This window comes from Aminobacter aminovorans (assembly GCF_900445235.1).
In the GTDB taxonomy this organism is placed as follows: domain Bacteria; phylum Pseudomonadota; class Alphaproteobacteria; order Rhizobiales; family Rhizobiaceae; genus Aminobacter; species Aminobacter aminovorans.
In genome coordinates this window covers 1,898,531-1,916,584 of the sequence record NZ_UFSM01000001.1, presented here as the reverse complement: position 1 = coordinate 1,916,584, position 18,054 = coordinate 1,898,531, and the positions used below count along the sequence as shown (strand labels likewise).

Here is an 18,054-nt window from a genome sequence, read left to right as displayed (position 1 = left end):
GCGCATCTTGCGCGGCCCATAACATTTTCGCACAAGCTTCGCGGGCTAGGGTCTCTCCGGAAAGTATTGCGGGGAACTTACGCACGTGCCCGAACAGCTACAGAGCATCGTCGCCAATCTCAGGAGTTTCGGCCCACGCCGTCTCGCCATGCTGGGTGGTATCGCAGCGCTGGTGATCGCCATCGTCGGCGTGGCCTCCGTCTATCTCAACCGGCCTGCCTACGAGACGCTTTATGTCGGGCTCGAACGCTCCGACGTTAACCAGATCGGCATGGTGCTGGGCGAAGCCGGCATCGGCTTCGACGTCGCCTCCGACGGCACCACGGTGCTGGTGCCCGCCGGCAGCACCGCGCAAGCCCGCATGCTGCTCGCCGAAAAGGGCCTGCCCACCAGCGCCAATGCCGGCTACGAGTTGTTTGACAATGTCGGCTCGCTCGGCCTCACCTCCTTCATGCAGCAGGTCACCCGCGTCCGTGCATTGGAAGGCGAGATCGCCCGCACCATCCAGTCGATTTCGGGCATCAAGGCAGCGCGCGTCCACATCGTCATGTCCGAACGCGCCAACTTCCGCCGCGACGAGCAGAAGCCCTCGGCCTCGGTCGTCATCCGCGCTGCGAGCATAGATGCCGACAAGAGCGCCATGTCGATCCGCCATCTTGTCGCCGCCGCCGTGCCCGGCCTTGACGCCGAGCGCGTCACCGTTCTCGATTCGAGCGGCAATCTGCTCGCTGCCGGCGACGACCCCAACAATTCGAGTGCTGCCCGCTCCATCGGCGTCGAGCGCACCGTTGAAACCCAGATCGAAGACAACATCCGCCGCGCGCTGGCCGCTTATCTCGGACCCGACAATTTCCGCGCCAGCGTCAAGGCCGACGTCAACACCGATTCGCGCCAGACCGAAGAGACCATCTTCGATCCGGAATCGCGCGTCGAACGCTCGGTCCAGGTCGTCCGCGCCAACGAGAATTCGAACCAGAAGCAGTCGTCGACGCCCGCCACCGTCGAGCAGAACCTGCCCGACGCCGAGGCTGCCGCCACCGACGGCCCGCAATCGACCTCGGCCAGCGACCGCAAGGAAGAGATCACCAATTACGAGATGAACTCCAAGCGCATCGCCACCGTCTCGAACGGCTATTCGGTGACCAAGATGTCGATCGCCGTCGTCGTCAACCAGCAGCGCCTCGCCGCCATCCTCGGCAAGGACGCAACACCAGAGGCAATCGCCGCCCGCGTCGCCGACATCCAGAAGATGGTGACCTCGGCTACCGGCTTCGACGAAAAGCGCGGCGACCTGATCAACGTCTCGGCGGTCGAGTTCATCGACGGCCTCGACGGCGAAGTCATCGAGAGCCCCGGCATGCTCGCCTCCGTCGGCCAGCACGCCGGCACGCTGATCAATGCAGCCGCCTTCATCGTCGTCGTCTTCCTCGTCGCCTTCTTCGGCCTGAGGCCGATGGCGGCAGCGCTGTCGGGTTCGTCCGCAGCGCCTGCCCTGCCGACCTTCGCCGGCCCGAGCTTCGAGGAGATGCAGCGTGCCTTGCCCAACGCCGACGGCATGGCCTCCTTCGAGGAGGAACCTGTCGCCCTTTCCGACCAGCGGCCGCATGCCATGGACGATCTGCGTAACAAGCTGCGCCCTGCCCCGCAGGACCGCCTCGCCCGCATGGTCGACATCAATGAAGAGCGCACCGCGCTGATCCTGCGCAAATGGGCCGGCAACGAGGTCGCCGCCTGATGTCGATCGCAGCGCTTTTCGAACGGCTGACCGACTTCGCGCCGCTCGCCCCTCATAGGACCGAGCCCGAAGCACCTGTTGCGGAATATCCCAAGGCCGTCCCTGACCTGGATATCCCGGCGATCGTCGCCGAAGCCGTCGCCCGGGCCGAAGCCGACCTGACCACGCGACTCAGCGAGGAGTATGAGCTGGTGCTCGAGGCCGAGCGCCAGCGCCACGCCGAAGAAATCGCGGCCCTTGGCGCCCGCTTCGGCGCCGAGGCAGGCGACGTCATCGCCACGCGTATCGCCGAGATGGAAACGCGCGTCGTCCATCTCACCACCGACGCCGCCGCCCGCGTTGTCGCGACGCTCGTCAGCGACGACATCCGCCAGCGCTCCATCGACGCGCTGTCCAGCGCCATCCTCGCCGCCTGTGCCGACCGCGAAGCGGTACGCATCAAAGTCAGCGGCCCTCAGTTCCTGTTCGACGCACTCGCCGCCGCTATTGGCAAACGCATCGACAATGTCGACTTCGTCGAGGCCGTCGGCTTCGATCTCAGCGTCGCGATTGACGACAATCTGTTCGAAACCCGCCTCGGCGAATGGTCTTCGGCGCTTTCCGAGACCTTGCCATGAACGGTCCTGACGGCCCCGAGCCACGCCACGAGATCGTCATCGTCAGGCGTGCCCATTCCGACCATGACGACGGCCACCATGGCGGCGCCTGGAAGATCGCCTTCGCCGACTTCATGACGGCAATGATGTGCTTCTTCCTTGTCATGTGGCTGATCAGTGCCGCCAACGAGCAGACCAAGGCGGCTGTGGCGAGCTATTTCAACCCGGTCAAGCTGGTCGACCGCAACGCCAGCCGCAAGGGCCTCGAAGAGCTCGGCGATGGGCCCAACGCGGTCGGCCTGACCGCAGAGAACCCACAGGAGGCCAGCGCCAAGGCTGGCTCCGATGGCCGCGGCAATGCCGGTCCGTCGACGCAGAAGAACTCCGCCGATGCCATGGAAGCCGTCAACCGCTCCGACGCGCACCTGTTTGCCGACCCTTACGCCGTGCTCGCCGAAATCGCCCAGGACACCGGCGCCAAGGCCAATATCTCGGAACGCAACGATGGCGGCGCCCAGAACGCCGGCCCGGCCAGTGGCGCCTCGGGCGGCGAAGCCTATCGCGACCCGTTCGCGCCCGACTTCTGGACCGAGCAGGTCGCAACTCCGGCCGCCGAGGCAAGCGCCGAGCGGGCCGCGATCGAAGGCGAACCGGCAAAGCCCGGCGACAAGACCGAGCGTTCGGCCAAGACCGACCCGGTGAAGGCGCAGGAACAGCAAGCCAAGCTCGCCGAGCAGGCACCACCCGTTCAGCTGACGCCCGTTCCCACGGCGCGCGAGACCGCCGCCAAGCCGGGCGACGCACCCAAGAGCGATACCAACGAAGCCGAAGCTATGGCCGAGGCGCCAAAGCCCAAGAACGAAGCGCCGGCGCGCGAAACCATCAACGACGCCGATGCCATCAGGCGCGAACTCGCCGAGGCGATCAAGTCGGGCGGCGGCGCCTTGCCCGACGGTCTCTCGGTCGTCGCCACAGACAAGGGCGTCGTTATCTCGGTCACCGAGCAGTTCGACTTCGGCATGTTCGAGATCGGCTCCGCCGTGCCGCGCAAGCAGCTCGTGCTCGCCATGGAAAAGATCGCCAAGACACTTGCCACCCACGAAGGTAACATCTCAATCAACGGCCACACCGATGCGCGCCCGTTCCGCGGCGGCGGTTATGACAACTGGCGGCTGTCCACGTCGCGTGCCCATTCCGCCTACTACATGCTGGCCCGGGCCGGGCTCGACGAAAAGCGTATCGTCGAGGTTGCCGGTTTCGCCGACCGCAAGCTGAGGGACAAGACCGAGCCGTTCTCGGCCACCAACCGGCGCATCGAAATTCTGCTGGAGCGCACTGAATGAGGCTCGCGGCGACCTTTTCCGGTGCCGCCCTTATCGCCCTGCTGGTTGCGGGCGTGCCCGGCCGCGCTGTCGCAAGCGAAGCGCCGGCGCTCGCGCCCTACCAGCTCGTGCGTTGTCTGCAGCTTTTGCAGGACCGCATCGCCTCCGGCGACCAGGCCTCGCTCCCGCTGCAGCGCCGGTTGCTCGAAATGACCGACGAACGCATGCGCACCGCCGAAGTCGATACGTTCAAGGATGCCAAGAATTTCCGTGCCCTGCTGATCTACGCGATGAGCGGCGGCAACCCGTTGACGATCGAGCAGGTGGTGTCGCGGCTCGAGCTTGAAGAAGCCGATCAGAAGCTGGCGCAAGGTGTCATCGACTATCTCCGAGGCAAACCCAAGGGCACGGCCGAGGCGCTCGCCTCGATCGACCCGCTGACGCAGATCTCCGAACTCGGCGCCTTCCTGGCGCTGGTCAAGGGTTCGGTCAGCATAGCCGACCAGCCCGAGCAGGCGATGAAGCTGTTCGACCAGGCCAGGCTGCTCAGCCCCGGCACGCTCGTAGAGGAAGCCGCTCTGCGCCGTTCGGTGGCACTTGCAAGCAGGCTCGACGACGGCGCTCGCTTCATGCGCAACTCGACGCAATATGTCCGCAACTACCTGCGCTCGCCCTATGCCAGCCAGTTCGCCGACGCATTCGTCGCCGGTGTCGTTACCCTGCACAAGTCGATCAATCTCGACACGCTCGCCGACATGACGGCGATGATGGAGGCCGAGCAGGAAAAGGTCGTTTACCTCCGCATTGCCCGCCGTGCCGCCATCGACGGCTTGACCGAGCTCTCGGCTTTTGCCTCCGCCAAGGCGGACAAGGGCCGCGATGGAGCACCTGGTCCCGTCGACCCGCGCGCCCAGCTCTATTCCGGCCTGTCTTCGGTCACCTCCGGCACCGCGGTCGACATGCTGGGCAAGCTCGGCGGCATCGATCGCGACAAGCTGTCCAAGGGCGACCGCGCCTTGCTGGACGCCGTCGAGGCGGTCGCCTCCGAACTTACTTCGGCCGTGCCGGCAACATCTGCCAGTGCGTCACAACCCATCGATATCAGCGACCTGCCGCCGGCGCCGATCGACATCGCGCCGCCGCCAGCGGATCCGATGATCCCCGACTCCGTCGAGGCGCCAAGCCCTGCGCCCTCTGCGCCCGCCGAAGCGGCTGCACCCACCGCTCCGGCTGCTGAGTTGCCGGCGGGCGCGGCAGCGCCCAGGGTCGTGCCACTGACCGCGCAACAGCCGGAACCAGCGGAACCGGAAGACCCCAAGATTACCGAAGCGCGCCGCACGCTTGAATCCATTGACGAACTGCTAGGAGGCTCCCCCAAATGACCGACGCAATCAGCGCGGCACTGGCGAGCCCGCTCACCCGCCATTCATCGGGCCACGAGCGCAACGCCCTCGCCAACGACGACCAGCCCGATTTCGGCCAGGCCCTCGCTTCGCCCCACAAGGGTGATCCGAAATCGAAGGGCCATGCGGCCGACCATGATGCCCCGCGTCCCAAGGGCCTGAACAAGCTTGCCGAGCGCCTTGCCGCGCGCAACGCACTTGCCGAAACCGAGGGCGACACGCCCAGGACCGGCAAAACCGCAGAGGGCGAGACGCCTGAACTATCCGAGCCGCAGCAACCCGATACGACGGCACAGGAAGTCAAGGCAGAGAAGACCGACGAGCCTGCGTTGCCGCTGGTGCTTGCGCTGAGCGAGCTGCGCAAGGCGGGCGCTCAGCCGGCGAAAGCAGGTACCGCCGACACAACCGATGTCGAAGCCGCCGATGCCGGCAAACAGCCGGACGCACCGGGCGAAGTGGCCGAGACGGAACTCGCGGCACTCGTCGCCAGCGGCAAGTCAGCACGCTCGGCCGCTACCGGCTCCGCGCCACAAGCAGCGGCACCTGCTACGACACCCGCGGTGGCCTCCGCGTCGGATGCACAGCAGAAGTCACAGCCTGGAGTGCCGGAAGCGGGAGCTGCCGGCGACACCGCTGCAAGCGCCGACAAACAAGCGCGGCCTACGCCCGTCAGACAGGCCGAACAGCCTGCCGTCGGCAACATTGTCACCGTCATGTCGGAGCAGTCGATCCCGGCTCCGGCAGGCAATGGCGCCACCGGCACCGCGGGCGCACTGGCTCTCGACATCGCCTCCGGTGCTCCGCGCCATGTCGCAGCCGCGTCCTCGGTCCAGCAGCTCCAGAACAGCTCCGCCAGCACCCCCGGCGCACAGGTTCTCAAGATCCAGTTGCGCCCCGTCGAACTGGGCATGGTCACGGCTAATCTCCATCTCGTCGGAGAGCAACTATCGGTTGAGATCGAGGTTGAGAACGCGGAGGCCTATAACAGGCTTTCGTCTGACCGGGACGCGATCAACAGCGCCCTGCGCGGCCTCGGCTTCGATGTCGATCGCGTCACCATCCTGCAGCCCCAGTCGACGACCGCGCGCGGCGACGGCGGTCCCTCCTCCGGCTTCGCAAGCCGCGACCAGGCGTCCGCCCAGTCGGACGGATCGGGTGGTGAAGGGGCAAATTCCGGCAATGGACGTCAGAGTGGGAGAGCGGCAAATGATGACGGCAATTCACGCAACATCTCGTCGTCTAACGCTGATCGCCCTGGCAGCAGCCGCTATATCTAGCGTCGCCACTGGCATGGCCACGGCTGCGGCCAATCCGTGCGAGCCCGAGATCCTGCGTGCCGCCGACCGTTATGGCGTGCCTGTCGGCATTCTTTATGCCGTTGGCCTGACCGAGACCGGAAAGAAAGGCAGCCTGCAGCCTAACGCCTTGAACATAGAGGGAAAAGCTGTCTTCGCTCGAAGCGAGGCCGAAGCCATTGCCGCCTTCGAGACGGCCCGTGGCGAAGGCAAGACGCTGATCGACCTCGGCTGCATGCAGATCAATCACCGCTACCACGCCGCCGAGTTTCGCTCGGTGCGCGACATGCTCAACCCACGCCTCAATGTCGACTATGCCGCGCGCTTCCTCGTCAGCCTGCACTCACGCCACGAGTCCTGGTCGATGGCGGTTGCCCGTTACCATGCCGGCCCCAACAACGACCCCGCCCAGAAGCGCTACGTCTGTCGCGTCATCGCCAACATGGTCGCCACCGGCTTCGGCCGCTGGACTGAAAACGCCCGGACCTTCTGCAACCCATAGGCGTCTTCAGCCGAACGAAACCGGACACGGGCCGCCCTCCCCTCATTAACGACAGGCTTGGACAAGGATGCACGCATATCGTGCAACCCGCTCAACCCATGCGATTCCGGACTCCCTAAAAAATAGCGGCAAGAATTCACGATTGGTCGCCTTGGTCCCGACCCATTACCGAATGGTTAACAGGGCATTTTTACTGATTCGGGGGCGGGATCATGATCGTAATCGTGGATGAGCGAGAGCTCGTCACCAACGGATATAATTCACTCTTCGACAGGGAAGGCGTGGCGTGCGCGGGCTTCCGTTCGACCGAATTCGGCGAATGGGTCACCAGCGCTCCCGACGAGGACTTGCGCTCGGTTCGCGCCTTCCTCATCGGTGACTGCAACGAGGGCTCGATCTCGCCGCGCCAGCTGCGTGACCGCTCCAAGGCACCGGTGATCGCGCTCAGCGAACAGAACAATCTCGAAAACACGCTCAAGCTTTTCGAGTCGGGCGTGGACGACGTCATCCGCAAGCCGGTCCACATCCGCGAGATCCTCGCCCGCATCTCGGCCATCCGCCGCCGCGCCCAGGAAGACACCGGCTTCACCCAGATCGGTGCGATGCGCATCTTCATGGATGGACGCGACCCCGAGATCGACGGTCAACCGATGCCCTTGCCGCGCCGCGAGCGACGCATCCTTGAGTATTTGGCAAGCAACAGCGGCCGCCGGGTCACCAAGACCCAGGTCTTCAACGCGATTTACGGCGTCTTCGATGAAGAAGTCGAAGAAAACGTCGTCGAAAGCCACATCTCCAAGCTGCGCAAGAAGCTGCGCGAGCGTCTTGGCCACGACCCGATCGATTCGAAGCGTTTCCTCGGCTACCGGCTGATCGTCTGACCAGCCTCGCGCAAGACATGCCACGTAACTTCACTAACGTGGCATGAGATTTGAGGAGACCACCGATGAGCCTTTACGGAATGATGCGAACCGGCGTTTCGGGCATGAATGCCCAGGCGAACCGGCTGTCGACGGTCGCCGACAACATCGCTAACTCGAGCACGACCGGCTACAAGCGCGCCTATACCGAATTCTCGTCGCTGGTCCTGCCCAGCACGCCCGGCGCCTACAATTCCGGCGGCGTCACCACCAAGGTGCTGAACGCCATCGCCAAGGACGGCACGCTTCAGTACACGACTTCGGGCACCGATCTCGCGGTCCAGGGCAACGGCTTCTTCGTCGTCCAGGATGCTTCCGGATCGCCCTACCTGACTCGGGCCGGCTCGTTCGTGCCCGACGGCCAGGGTCGCCTCATCAATGCCGCCGGCTACCAGCTGATGGGCTACAGCTACGCCAACGGCGTGCCTGCCGCTACCGCCAACGGCTTCGACGGTCTCGTTCCGGTCCAGATCTCAAGCTCCGAGCTCACGGCGCTGCCGACCAAGAACGCCACCTTCACGGCCAACCTGCAGAGCGACGCGGCCGTCGTAACCGGCCCGCTACCGAGCGGCAACGCCGCCGGCGCGACCTACACGTCCAAGTCGTCGATGGTCATGTATGACAATCTCGGCGCCAAGAAGATCGTCGACATCTACTACACCAAGACCGGTGCCAACACCTGGGACGTCGCCGTGTTCGACCAGTCCAAGGCGGCGCCCGGAACATCGTTCCCTTATGCCGCGGGCGGCCTGCTGACCAGCGGCTCCATGACTTTCGACGGTACCACCGGCAAGCTGACCAGCGCGGGCAGCCTCAACTTTACCGTACCAAACGGTGCGGCGGTGAGCCTCGACATCTCCAAGATGACGCAGCTTGCCTCGCCCTACACCGTGACCAAGGCTGTCGCCGACGGCAATGGCCCGAGCACCATCGAGCGCGTCGAGATCGACACCGACGGCACCATGTACGCCCAGTACGCTGACGGCTCGATGAAGCCCCTATACAAGATCCCGCTGGCCGACGTTGCGAGCCCCGATCGTCTGAACAGCCTTTCAGGCAACGTGTTCCGCGAAAGCGCCGACTCCGGACCGGTCCAGATCGGCTTTGCCGACTCCGGCGGCCTCGGCAAGATGATTTCGGGCGCGCTCGAAAACTCCAACGTCGACATCGCCGAGGAACTCACCGCGATGATCGAGTCCCAGCGTAATTACACTGCCAATTCCAAGGTCTTCCAAACCGGAGCGGACCTGATGGATATCCTCGTCAACCTGAAGAGATAGGACTGACGGGCTTATCGCCCGCTGGAAAAACATAGCATGTCGCTGTCGTCTGCCATTAGCATAGCCCAATCTGCGCTTCGCAACACGTCGCGCCAGACAAGCACTGTTTCCCGCAACGTCGCGGATGCATCAAATCCTGACTACGTGCGTCGCACGGCGGTGCTCGCCAGCACCGGCCCCGGGGCGCGCGTGGTCGAAATCCAGCGTGCAACCAACGAACTGCTGTTCCGCCAGAACCTCTCTGCTCTGGCCGACTTTACCGGCCAGAACACGCTTCTCGAAGGGCTGCAGAAGCTGTCGCTGGACGTCAACGGCTCGGAAAACAAGACTTCAGTCGCGACAGTGCTCGGCAAGTTCCAGCAGGCGCTGCAGCTATATGCGGCAGCCCCTTCGAACCAGAACCTCGGCACTGCGGCGATCGACGCCGCCCGCCAGGTGGTGCGTTCGCTCAACGACGGCAGCGACGCCATCCAGCGCATCCGTACCGAGACCGACGGCGAAATCGCCACCACCGTTGACGACCTCAACCGGCTGCTCGCCGATTTCGAGCAGGCCAACAAGGCGATCATCCAGGGCACCCGCGCCGGACGCGATGTCAACGATTCCCTCGACCAGCGCGATGCCATCCTGAAGAAGATCTCCGAGATCGTGCCGATCTCGACCTTCAGGCGAGGCGACAACGACATGGTCATCACCACAGGTGATGGCACGACCTTGTTCGAGACCATCCCGCGCACGGTCAGCTTCGCTCCGCTCGCCGGCTACTCCGCCGGTGTCACCGGCAACAAGATCCTGATCGACGGCGTGCCGCTCCAGCCCGGCATCGGCGCCAACACCGACGCCGGCGGCAAGCTCGCCGCCCTGATCCAGGTCCGCGACAGCGTTGCCACCACGATGCAGGCGCAGCTCGACGAGATGGCGCGTGGACTGATCACCGCCTTCTCCGAAACCGCGCCCGCGCTCGCCGACCAGGCCGGCTTGTTCACCTGGTCGGGTGGCCCGGCTGTTCCGCCGGCCGGCGTGCTGGTCGACGGCCTGGCGCGCTCGATCAAGATCAATCCCGCGGTCGACCCGGAAGTCGGCGGCAACCCCAAGCTGCTGCGCGACGGGGGCATCAATGGTGCCGCCTATGTCAAGAACCCCGCCGGCAACGCCTCCTATGCCGACCTGCTGATCTCCTACGGCAACCGCATCGACCAGACGATGGCCTTTGATCCGGCCGCCGGCATCGCCACCAATTCGAGCCTCAGCACCTTCACCACCAACTCGATCGGCTGGTTCGAGGCCATGCGCAAGCAAGCCTCCACTGCTGCCGAGACCAAGGAAGCGCTGGCCGTCCGGACGGCGGAAGCGCTTTCCAACGAAACCGCTGTCAACGTCGACGTCGAGATGTCGCTGATGCTCGAACTCGAACACGCCTACCAGGCCTCGGCACGGCTCATGAAAGCCGTCGACGACATGCTGGCGGCACTCCTGGCAGCGGTGAGATAGCGCGATGAAAGCAACATTCGTCTCCTCCTCCGCGGTCACCAACGCCCTGCGCTACTCGATGATGCGCCAGCAGTCGGAGCTCATCAAGGCGCAGAAGGAAGCGACCACCGGCTTCGTCGCCGACATCGGCCTGTCCCTTGGCGCCCGCGCCGCTCAGTCGGCCACGCTCCACCGCGACCACTCGCGGCTGGAAGGCATCGTCGATTCGAACGGCCTGGTGTCGTCGCGCCTGTCGGCGACGCAGAAGTCGCTCAACGAGGTCGGCAAGGCAGCCCAGACCTTCCTCGCCAGCCTGACCAGCAGCTCTTCCGGCGATGCCGCCTATGCGCTGACGCAGAAGGCTGCGCGCGGCACGCTCGACACGCTGACCTCGGTGCTCAACACCAGCCTCAACGGCGAATACCTGTTCGCCGGAACCAACACCGACGTCAAGCCGATCAACGAATTCAAGGCCGGCTCGCCGGCCAAGGCGGCCTTCGACGCCGCCTTCCAGACGCATTTCGGCTTCACCCAGAACGATCCGGCGGCGCAGTCCATCTCGGCCACCCAGATGAATACCTTCATGACCTCGGTCGTCGAACCGATGTTCCTCGGCGCCGGCTGGCAGGCAAACTTCTCCAACGCCACCGACCAAGGCATCACCAGCCGCATCACGCTCAACGAGACCACCGAATCCTCGGTCAGCGCCAACAATGTCGGCATTCGCAAGGTTGCCATGGCTGCCGCAATGGTCAGCGACCTGCTCGATTCAAATGTCGGTGCTGCTGCGCGCGGCGCGCTCGTCACCCGCGCGGTCTCGATCATCGGCACCGCCATCAGCGACATCGGCCAGCTTGAATCGCAGACCGGCATCATCGAGCAGCGCGTCACCAACGCCACCGACCGCATCAAGATGCAGATGGACCTGTTCGAGCGCCACATTATCAACACCGAGGGCGTCAACCCCGAGAAGGCGGCGACGCGCGTCAGCGACCTGATCTCGATGATCGAGAAATCCTACGCATTGACGGCACGCATCCAGAAGCTCAGCCTGATGAACTACCTCTGACCTGAACGGCAACAAACGGGACGCATATGTATCAATTCTCCTATGCCGACATTCAGACCGACTCCGTCGCCGATGCGCGGGATCGCGAACGTCAGCTTCTCAGCCGCTCGATCGACATGCTGACCAAGGCCAGCGAAGCCGGAGCCAACTCCAACGAGGCGATCGCCGCGCTGAACTTCACCAACCGCGTCTGGACCTCGCTGATGGACGATCTCGGCAATCCCGAGAACGCACTGCCCAAGGAACTGCGAGCCAATCTCATCTCGATCGGCCTGTGGCTGCTGCGTGAATCCGAAGACATCCGCCAGGGCCGCGCCGACAGTTTCGAAGGCCTGATCGAGGTTTCGCAGATCATCCGCGACGGCATCCAATGAAAAACACCCTGAAGATATCGCTGAAGGCCAACGAGAAAATCTACATCAATGGTGCCGTCGTGCGTGCCGACCGCAAGGTCTCGCTCGAGCTGCTCAACGATGTGCAATTCCTGCTCGAAAGCCACGTGCTGCAGCCAGAGCAGGCTTCGACGCCGCTGCGCCAGCTCTACTTCATCCTGCAGGTGATGCTGGTCGACCCGATCGGCGCAGTCCAGGCGCGCGACATGTTCCGCCGCTCGCTGCCGCTGCTGCTCGCGACCTTCGACAATGCCGAGATCCTGTCGAGCCTCAAGCATGTCGACCGCCTCGTTGCCGAAGACCACGTCTACGAAGCACTGAAGACCATCCGTTCTCTCTACCCACTCGAGCAGCGCATCATCGCCGGCAACGATTCCCAGCCCGTCGAACGCGCCGTCGCAGCCGGAGGCAAATTCTGATGGCCATTGATTTCACCGCGCCAGTCAACGCAAATACCAGCACCAACAAGTCGACCGGCTCCAAGACCCAGGTCGACTACCAGTCCTTCCTCAAGCTGCTCATGGCGCAGATGAAGAACCAGGACCCGACCAAGCCGATGGAATCGACCGAGTATGTGGCCCAGCTCGCCACCTTCTCGCAGGTCGAGCAGTCGGTGCAGATGAATGCGCGCCTCGATCAGATTCTGCAGTCGTCTGCACTCGCCCAGGCGGATGCATTGATCGGCCGCAACATCACCTCGGCCGACGGCAAGACGTCCGGCACCGTCACCGAGGTCCGCCTCGCCAAGGACGGCGTCACCGCCGTGCTGTCCGACGGCAAGACGGTTGCAGTCGTTGCGGGCGTCAAGGTCAAGGCCGCCGCGTGAACGAAGCCGATGCCCTCGACCTTGTCCAGTTCGCCATCTGGACCGTGTTGACCGCCTCCGCGCCCGCGGTGGCGGCAGCCATGCTTGTCGGCGTCGGCATCGCCCTGATCCAGGCCCTGACCCAGATCCAGGAAATCACGCTTACATTCGTGCCCAAGATCGTTGCCATTTTCCTGGTGGTGGCTTTGACCGGCCCGTTCATCGGCGCCCAGATTTCCAGCTTCACCAACGTCATCTTCGAGCGCATCGAAAACGGCTTCTGACGGCATCCATTGTCCCGTTTGCAGAGGTGCCTGGATTCGGGCCAAGCCGCGCCGAAAATGTCGGCTTTCGCGAACCGGAGCGGAGCTTCCATCTGGTACGTGAGCACCGGAAGCCGAGATGCCGCCATTTGCCGGCCGGCCTCACCTCAATCCCCTGTGGACCTTAGCCGCGCCGCCACTGGCCCATGCCGGTTTCATACAAATGGGTTCACCCCGCCCGCCGATCATGGTCTAGTCGTAGCGGCAGGATCGGAACCGATTCCCAATCCTGCATACACATGAGGGCCACGGCGTCCTTTGCGCCTCCCGAAGGACGCGTGGCGCTGTAGCGGCAAATCACACGAGGGCACCCGGCTCAGCCGGCTTGGCGCATGGAAGACGACCACCAGTACGAGCAAGGTTCGGCACTCGCGCCCTTCAAGCATGGCATCTTCCGTTCCGTCTGGTTCGCCAGTCTGGCGTCGAATTTCGGCAGCCTGATCCAGTCGGTCGGCGCCGCCTGGCTGATGACCTCGATCGCCACATCATCCGACATGGTGGCGCTGGTCCAGGCCTCGATCTCGCTGCCGATCATGCTGTTCTCGCTCGCCTCCGGCGCGCTCGCCGACAGCTATGACCGCCGCCGCGTCATGCTGACTGCGCAGTGCTTCATGTTCGCAGTCTCGGCAGCGCTGACGCTGTTTGCCTATCTCGGCCTGATCACGCCCTGGCTGCTCCTCACCTTCACCTTCCTCATCGGCTGCGGCACAGCGCTGAACAACCCCTCCTGGCAGGCCTCCGTCGGCGACATGGTGCCCCGCGCCGTCATGCCGGCGGCGGTCGCGCTCAATTCGATGGGCTTCAACATGACGCGCAGCGTCGGCCCCGCCATCGGCGGCATCATCGTCGCCGCCGCCGGTGCGGCGGCAGCCTTCGCCGTCAACACGCTGAGCTACTTCGCCATCATCTTCGTGCTTTTCCGCTGGCGCCCCGAATATCCGGCAAACCCGCTGCCGCGTGAAACGCTCGGCCAGGCCATGGGGGCCGGCCTGCGCTACGTCGCCATGTCGCCCAACATCGGCAAGGTGCTGCTGCGCAGCTTCGCCTTCGGCTTCACCGCCGTCGTCATCCAGGCGCTCTTGCCGCTGGTCGCCCGCGACCTTGTCGCCGGCGGCCCGCTCACCTACGGCATCATGCTCGGCGCCTTTGGCGTCGGCGCGGTCGGTGGCGCGTTGATCAGCGGCCGTATCCGCAGCAGCCTGTCGAGCGAGTCCATCGTGCGTTCGGCCTTCCTCGGCTTCGCCTTGTGCAGCTGGATCGCCGCTTTCAGCTCCAACGCCTGGCTGACCAGCGCCGGCCTGCTCATCGGCGGCGCCTGCTGGGTGCTGGCGCTGTCGCACTTCAACATCACCGTGCAGATGTCGACCCCGCGCTGGGTCGTCGGCCGGGCGCTGTCGATCTACCAGATGGCAACTTTCGGCGGCATGGCGCTTGGCAGCTGGATCTGGGGCCTCGTCGCCGAAAGCAACGGTGCCGCAACCGCTCTTGTCGCCGCTGGCATCGTCATGCTGGTGGGTGCCGCGATCGGCTTCCTGCTGCCACTGCCGGAACACACGGCGCTCAACCTCGACCCGCTCAACCGCTTCCGCGAGCCGCATCTGGCGCTCGATGTCCGGCCACGCTCAGGCCCCATCGTCATCTCAATCGAGTTCATCATCCGCGAGCAGGACGTGCCCGCCTTCCTCGACGCCATGACCGAGCGTCGCCGTGTCCGCCGTCGCGACGGCGCCCGCAACTGGGTACTGGCGCGAGACCTCGAGAACCCCGAGATATGGGTCGAGACCTACCACACGCCCACTTGGCTCGAATACATCCGCCACAACCAGCGTGCCACCCATGCCGACGCTGTCATCGGTGACAAGCTGCGCGCCCTGCACAGCGGCCCCCAGCCACCCCGCGTCCACCGCCTCATCGAACGCCCAACCAGCCTTGCGGCCGCCCTGGGCAGCCACAAGGGACATATCGAGTTGCATTGACGGGTTCCCCCGCAAACGGGGCGAGGAAGATGCATGCTTCCCTCCCACCTTCGCGCAAGCTTGAGGCAATAGGGTCAGGCAGCCGTGGCATTGGCGCGCGGCGGGATTCGATCGGAAGCATCAATGGCGATCAGCGAAACCATTTCAGGCGCAGGCGCTGCACCCAAGAACGGGCGCGACGTCTTCTTCGCCGTCGGCATCGTCATCATTCTTGCCGTACTGTTCCTGCCGATCCCGGCTTTCCTGATCGACGTCGGGCTTGCCTTCTCGATCGCCATTTCGGTGCTGATCCTGATGGTCGCGCTGTGGATCCAGCGGCCGCTCGACTTCTCGTCGTTCCCGACGATCCTGCTGATCGCCACGATGCTGCGCCTGTCGCTCAACATCGCCACCACGCGCATGATCCTGTCGCATGGCAACGAAGGCACGCATGCCGCCGGCTACGTCATCTCCGGCTTCTCGAACCTCGTCATGTCCGGCGATTTCGTCATCGGCCTGATCGTGTTCCTGATCCTGATCGTGGTGAACTTCATCGTCATCACCAAGGGTGCGACGCGTATCGCTGAAGTCGGCGCCCGCTTCACTCTCGACGCCATCCCGGGCAAGCAGATGTCGATCGACGCCGACCTCTCAGCCGGCATGATCGACGACAAGACAGCGCAATTGCGTCGGCGCGAACTGGAAGAGGAAAGCTCGTTCTTCGGCTCCATGGACGGTGCCTCGAAATTCGTCCGCGGCGACGCCATCGCCGGTCTGATGATCACCGCCATCAACATCGTCGGCGGCATCGCCATCGGCTACTTCCGACACGACATGGGCATGGGCGAAGCCGCCGACGTGTTCATCAAGCTGTCGGTCGGCGACGGCCTCGTCACCCAGATCCCGGCACTCATCGTTTCGCTCGCCGCCGGCCTGCTGGTCTCCAAGGGCGGCACCCGCGGCTCTGCCGACCAGGCGGTGTTCGGCCAGCTCGGCGCCTATCCACGCGCGCTCTACGTCGCCGCCGGCCTGCTGCTTCTGCTCTCGCTCGTGCCCGGACTGCCGATGTTGCCGTTCCTCTCGCTTGCGGTTGCCATGGCAGCACTCGGCTACTTCATCCCGATGCAGCACAAGCGCCGCATGGCCGAGGTCGACGCTGAAAGGGAGCAGGTCGAGGCCGACAAGGTCGAAGAGGAAAAGAACTCGGTCAAGGCATCGCTCGCCACCGCCGAGATCGAGCTGCTGATCGGCAAGCAACTCTCGACGCGCCTGCTCGCCACGCATCAGGAACTCGCCTTCCGCATGTCGAAGATGCGCAAGAAGTTCGCCACCCAATACGGCTTCGTCGTGCCGGAAGTCCGCATGACCGACGACTTCTCGATCCCGCCCAAGAGCTACCAGATCAAGGTCCACGGCACGGTCGTCGCCGAGTACCAGATGCGCGTCGGCGAGATCATGGTGCTGCTCGGCTCGCGCGATCTGCCCGACATTCCGGGCGAGGAAGTGCGCGAGCCGGCCTTCGGCATGCGCGCATTCTCGGTGCTCGATTCCTTCGCCGAGGACCTGAAGCGCGAGCAGTTCACTTTCGCCGACAACATGTCGGTGCTGCTCACCCATCTCTCCGAGGTGATCCGCAACAATCTGCCGCAGCTTCTGTCCTACAAGGACATGAAGGCTCTGCTCGAGCGCCAGGATCCCGAATACCGCAAGCTCGCCGACGAGATCTGCACCTCGCACATCACCTATCCGGGCCTGCAGGCAGTGCTGAAATTGTTGCTCGCCGAGCGTGTCTCGATCCGCAACCTCCACCTCATCATCGAGGCCATCGCCGAGATCTCGCCGCATGTGCGCCGCACCGAGCAGATCGTCGAGCATGTCCGCATCCGCATGGCCCAACAGATCTGCGGCGATCTCAGCGAAGCCGGCGTGCTCAAGGTGCTGCGTCTCGGCAACCGCTGGGACCTTGCTTTCCACCAGAGCCTCAAGCGCGACGCCAAGGGCGAAGTGCGCGAGTTCGACATCGACCCGCGCCAGCTCGAGGAATTCGGCCAGGACGCCTCGAAGACGATCCGCACCCATCTCGAAACCGGCGAGCGCTTCGTCATCGTCACGGCTCCAGACGCACGTCCTTATGTTCGCATGATTATCGAAAGGCTGTTCCCGACCCTGCCGGTGCTCAGCCATGTCGAGATCGCAAAGGGCGTCGAACTGCGCGTGCTCGGTACGGTCTCATGAATGCCGCCGCGCAAGGCATGGTCCTTGCGGCATTCCTCGCCTTCTGTCGCATCGGCGGCTGCTTCATGCTGATGCCTGGAATATCGAGCGTGCGCGTGCCTATGCATGTCCGGCTGTTCGTCGCGGTAGCCGCCACCGGCGGGCTGCTGGTCCACCTCTGGGACCAGATATTTCCCTTCGTCGACCCCCGTCCTGGCGTGCTGATGCCGATGATCGCGTCCGAGCTGCTGATCGGCGGCCTGATCGGCCTGATGGCCAGGCTCTACATTCTGGCGCTGATGTTCATGGGCTCGGCAATCGCCATGCTGATCGGTTTTGGCGGCGTTGGCGGTCACGCCATCGAGGAAAACGAGCCGCAGGCGGCGCTGGCCTCGATCATCTCGATCGCAGCACTGCTGCTGCTGTTTACCTTCAATTTCCACCACGAGATCATCCGCGCGCTCGTCGCCTCCTATGAGGTCGCGCCGGTCAACATGTTCTTCAATCCGCAGGCGGCCCTCGTTGACGTTACCGACACCCTTTCGGAGAGCTTCATGGTCGTGCTGAGGCTCGGCAGCCCGTTCGTCGCCTATGCCATCCTGATCAACCTGACGATCGGCTTCGTCAACAAGCTGACGCCGCAAATCCCGGTCTACTTCATCTCGCTGCCTTTCGTCGTCGCCGGTGGCCTGGTGCTGATGTATTTCGGCATCGCCACCATGCTCAGCCTGTTTGCCGACGGCTTCGTAGACATCACTGTGGGGAGATAGGGA

General features: G+C 64.3%; 17 protein-coding genes. All 17 read left to right on the top strand.

Going from position 1 to position 18,054, the window contains the following annotated elements:
* Positions 1-85: 85 nt before the first annotated feature.
* The 17 genes from fliF to fliR all read left to right on the top strand — a co-directional run bounded on the left by fliF (position 86) and on the right by fliR (position 18,051).
* Complete coding sequence (fliF, locus tag DY201_RS09375; protein WP_115730964.1) at positions 86-1,735, top strand: flagellar basal-body MS-ring/collar protein FliF; 1,650 nt, start codon at positions 86-88, stop codon at positions 1,733-1,735.
* Positions 1,735-2,352, top strand: a complete 618-nt coding sequence (locus DY201_RS09370) for a hypothetical protein (protein WP_115730963.1) — start codon at positions 1,735-1,737, stop codon at positions 2,350-2,352. The genes fliF and DY201_RS09370 overlap by 1 nt, the downstream gene beginning before the upstream one ends.
* The gene (locus DY201_RS09365) at positions 2,349-3,674 is read left to right on the top strand and encodes a MotB family protein (protein WP_245431943.1); all 1,326 of its coding nucleotides are present in this window, start codon (positions 2,349-2,351) and stop codon (positions 3,672-3,674) included. Before DY201_RS09370 ends, DY201_RS09365 begins: the two co-directional genes overlap by 4 nt.
* Positions 3,671-5,035 (top strand): chemotaxis protein MotC, encoded by a 1,365-nt coding sequence (locus DY201_RS09360; protein ID WP_115730961.1) that lies wholly within the window; start codon positions 3,671-3,673, stop codon positions 5,033-5,035. Before DY201_RS09365 ends, DY201_RS09360 begins: the two co-directional genes overlap by 4 nt.
* A complete protein-coding gene (gene fliK, locus DY201_RS09355; RefSeq protein WP_115730960.1) occupies positions 5,032-6,333 on the top strand; it encodes a flagellar hook-length control protein FliK in 1,302 nt (433 codons plus the stop codon). The genes DY201_RS09360 and fliK overlap by 4 nt, the downstream gene beginning before the upstream one ends.
* Positions 6,334-6,346: 13 nt before the next feature.
* Positions 6,347-6,853, top strand: a complete 507-nt coding sequence (locus DY201_RS09350; protein WP_115730959.1) for a transglycosylase SLT domain-containing protein — start codon at positions 6,347-6,349, stop codon at positions 6,851-6,853.
* 212 nt (positions 6,854-7,065) lie between these two features.
* Positions 7,066-7,734: a response regulator transcription factor gene (locus DY201_RS09345; RefSeq protein WP_115730958.1), complete on the top strand. Its 669-nt coding sequence runs from the start codon at positions 7,066-7,068 to the stop codon at positions 7,732-7,734.
* Between the two features lie 65 nt (positions 7,735-7,799).
* Positions 7,800-9,053: a flagellar hook protein FlgE gene (locus DY201_RS09340; RefSeq protein ID WP_115730957.1), complete on the top strand. Its 1,254-nt coding sequence runs from the start codon at positions 7,800-7,802 to the stop codon at positions 9,051-9,053.
* Between the two features lie 36 nt (positions 9,054-9,089).
* Entirely contained in the window at positions 9,090-10,544 is a 1,455-nt protein-coding gene (flgK, locus tag DY201_RS09335; RefSeq protein ID WP_115730956.1) for a flagellar hook-associated protein FlgK, read from the top strand.
* 4 nt (positions 10,545-10,548) lie between these two features.
* Positions 10,549-11,592, top strand: coding sequence for a flagellar hook-associated family protein (locus DY201_RS09330; protein ID WP_115730955.1), 1,044 nt, complete (start codon positions 10,549-10,551; stop codon positions 11,590-11,592).
* A 26-nt stretch (positions 11,593-11,618) separates the two neighbouring features.
* Positions 11,619-11,966: a flagellar biosynthesis regulator FlaF gene (gene flaF, locus DY201_RS09325; protein ID WP_115730954.1), complete on the top strand. Its 348-nt coding sequence runs from the start codon at positions 11,619-11,621 to the stop codon at positions 11,964-11,966.
* Positions 11,963-12,403: a flagellar biosynthesis repressor FlbT gene (gene flbT, locus DY201_RS09320; protein ID WP_115730953.1), complete on the top strand. Its 441-nt coding sequence runs from the start codon at positions 11,963-11,965 to the stop codon at positions 12,401-12,403. Before flaF ends, flbT begins: the two co-directional genes overlap by 4 nt.
* Complete coding sequence (gene flgD / locus DY201_RS09315) at positions 12,403-12,810, top strand: flagellar hook assembly protein FlgD (RefSeq protein ID WP_115730952.1); 408 nt, start codon at positions 12,403-12,405, stop codon at positions 12,808-12,810. The genes flbT and flgD overlap by 1 nt, the downstream gene beginning before the upstream one ends.
* The gene (gene fliQ / locus DY201_RS09310; protein WP_067958500.1) at positions 12,807-13,073 is read left to right on the top strand and encodes a flagellar biosynthesis protein FliQ; all 267 of its coding nucleotides are present in this window, start codon (positions 12,807-12,809) and stop codon (positions 13,071-13,073) included. The genes flgD and fliQ overlap by 4 nt, the downstream gene beginning before the upstream one ends.
* Before the next feature lie 371 nt (positions 13,074-13,444).
* Complete coding sequence (locus DY201_RS09305; RefSeq protein WP_115730951.1) at positions 13,445-15,088, top strand: MFS transporter; 1,644 nt, start codon at positions 13,445-13,447, stop codon at positions 15,086-15,088.
* A 123-nt stretch (positions 15,089-15,211) separates the two neighbouring features.
* Positions 15,212-17,302, top strand: coding sequence for a flagellar biosynthesis protein FlhA (flhA, locus tag DY201_RS09300; protein ID WP_115730950.1), 2,091 nt, complete (start codon positions 15,212-15,214; stop codon positions 17,300-17,302).
* On the top strand, positions 17,299-18,051 hold the full coding sequence (gene fliR / locus DY201_RS09295; RefSeq protein WP_115730949.1) for a flagellar biosynthetic protein FliR: 753 nt from the start codon (positions 17,299-17,301) through the stop codon (positions 18,049-18,051). Before flhA ends, fliR begins: the two co-directional genes overlap by 4 nt.
* The last annotated feature ends 3 nt before the right edge of the window (positions 18,052-18,054 follow it).

What these genes read in the sequence shown, in the direction of transcription:
- DY201_RS09370 (WP_115730963.1), top strand. Translation starts at nt 1,735, where the DNA reads ATGTCGATCGCAGCGCTTTTCGAACGGCTGACCGACTTCGCGCCGCTC.
- DY201_RS09365 (WP_245431943.1), top strand. Translation starts at nt 2,349, where the DNA reads ATGAACGGTCCTGACGGCCCCGAGCCACGCCACGAGATCGTCATCGTC.
- DY201_RS09360 (WP_115730961.1), top strand. Translation starts at nt 3,671, where the DNA reads ATGAGGCTCGCGGCGACCTTTTCCGGTGCCGCCCTTATCGCCCTGCTG.
- fliK (WP_115730960.1), top strand. Translation starts at nt 5,032, where the DNA reads ATGACCGACGCAATCAGCGCGGCACTGGCGAGCCCGCTCACCCGCCAT.
- DY201_RS09350 (WP_115730959.1), top strand. Translation starts at nt 6,347, where the DNA reads ATGGCCACGGCTGCGGCCAATCCGTGCGAGCCCGAGATCCTGCGTGCC.
- DY201_RS09345 (WP_115730958.1), top strand. Translation starts at nt 7,066, where the DNA reads ATGATCGTAATCGTGGATGAGCGAGAGCTCGTCACCAACGGATATAAT.
- DY201_RS09340 (WP_115730957.1), top strand. Translation starts at nt 7,800, where the DNA reads ATGAGCCTTTACGGAATGATGCGAACCGGCGTTTCGGGCATGAATGCC.
- flgK (WP_115730956.1), top strand. Translation starts at nt 9,090, where the DNA reads ATGTCGCTGTCGTCTGCCATTAGCATAGCCCAATCTGCGCTTCGCAAC.
- DY201_RS09330 (WP_115730955.1), top strand. Translation starts at nt 10,549, where the DNA reads ATGAAAGCAACATTCGTCTCCTCCTCCGCGGTCACCAACGCCCTGCGC.
- flaF (WP_115730954.1), top strand. Translation starts at nt 11,619, where the DNA reads ATGTATCAATTCTCCTATGCCGACATTCAGACCGACTCCGTCGCCGAT.
- flbT (WP_115730953.1), top strand. Translation starts at nt 11,963, where the DNA reads ATGAAAAACACCCTGAAGATATCGCTGAAGGCCAACGAGAAAATCTAC.
- flgD (WP_115730952.1), top strand. Translation starts at nt 12,403, where the DNA reads ATGGCCATTGATTTCACCGCGCCAGTCAACGCAAATACCAGCACCAAC.
- DY201_RS09305 (WP_115730951.1), top strand. Translation starts at nt 13,445, where the DNA reads ATGGAAGACGACCACCAGTACGAGCAAGGTTCGGCACTCGCGCCCTTC.
- flhA (WP_115730950.1), top strand. Translation starts at nt 15,212, where the DNA reads ATGGCGATCAGCGAAACCATTTCAGGCGCAGGCGCTGCACCCAAGAAC.
- fliR (WP_115730949.1), top strand. Translation starts at nt 17,299, where the DNA reads ATGAATGCCGCCGCGCAAGGCATGGTCCTTGCGGCATTCCTCGCCTTC.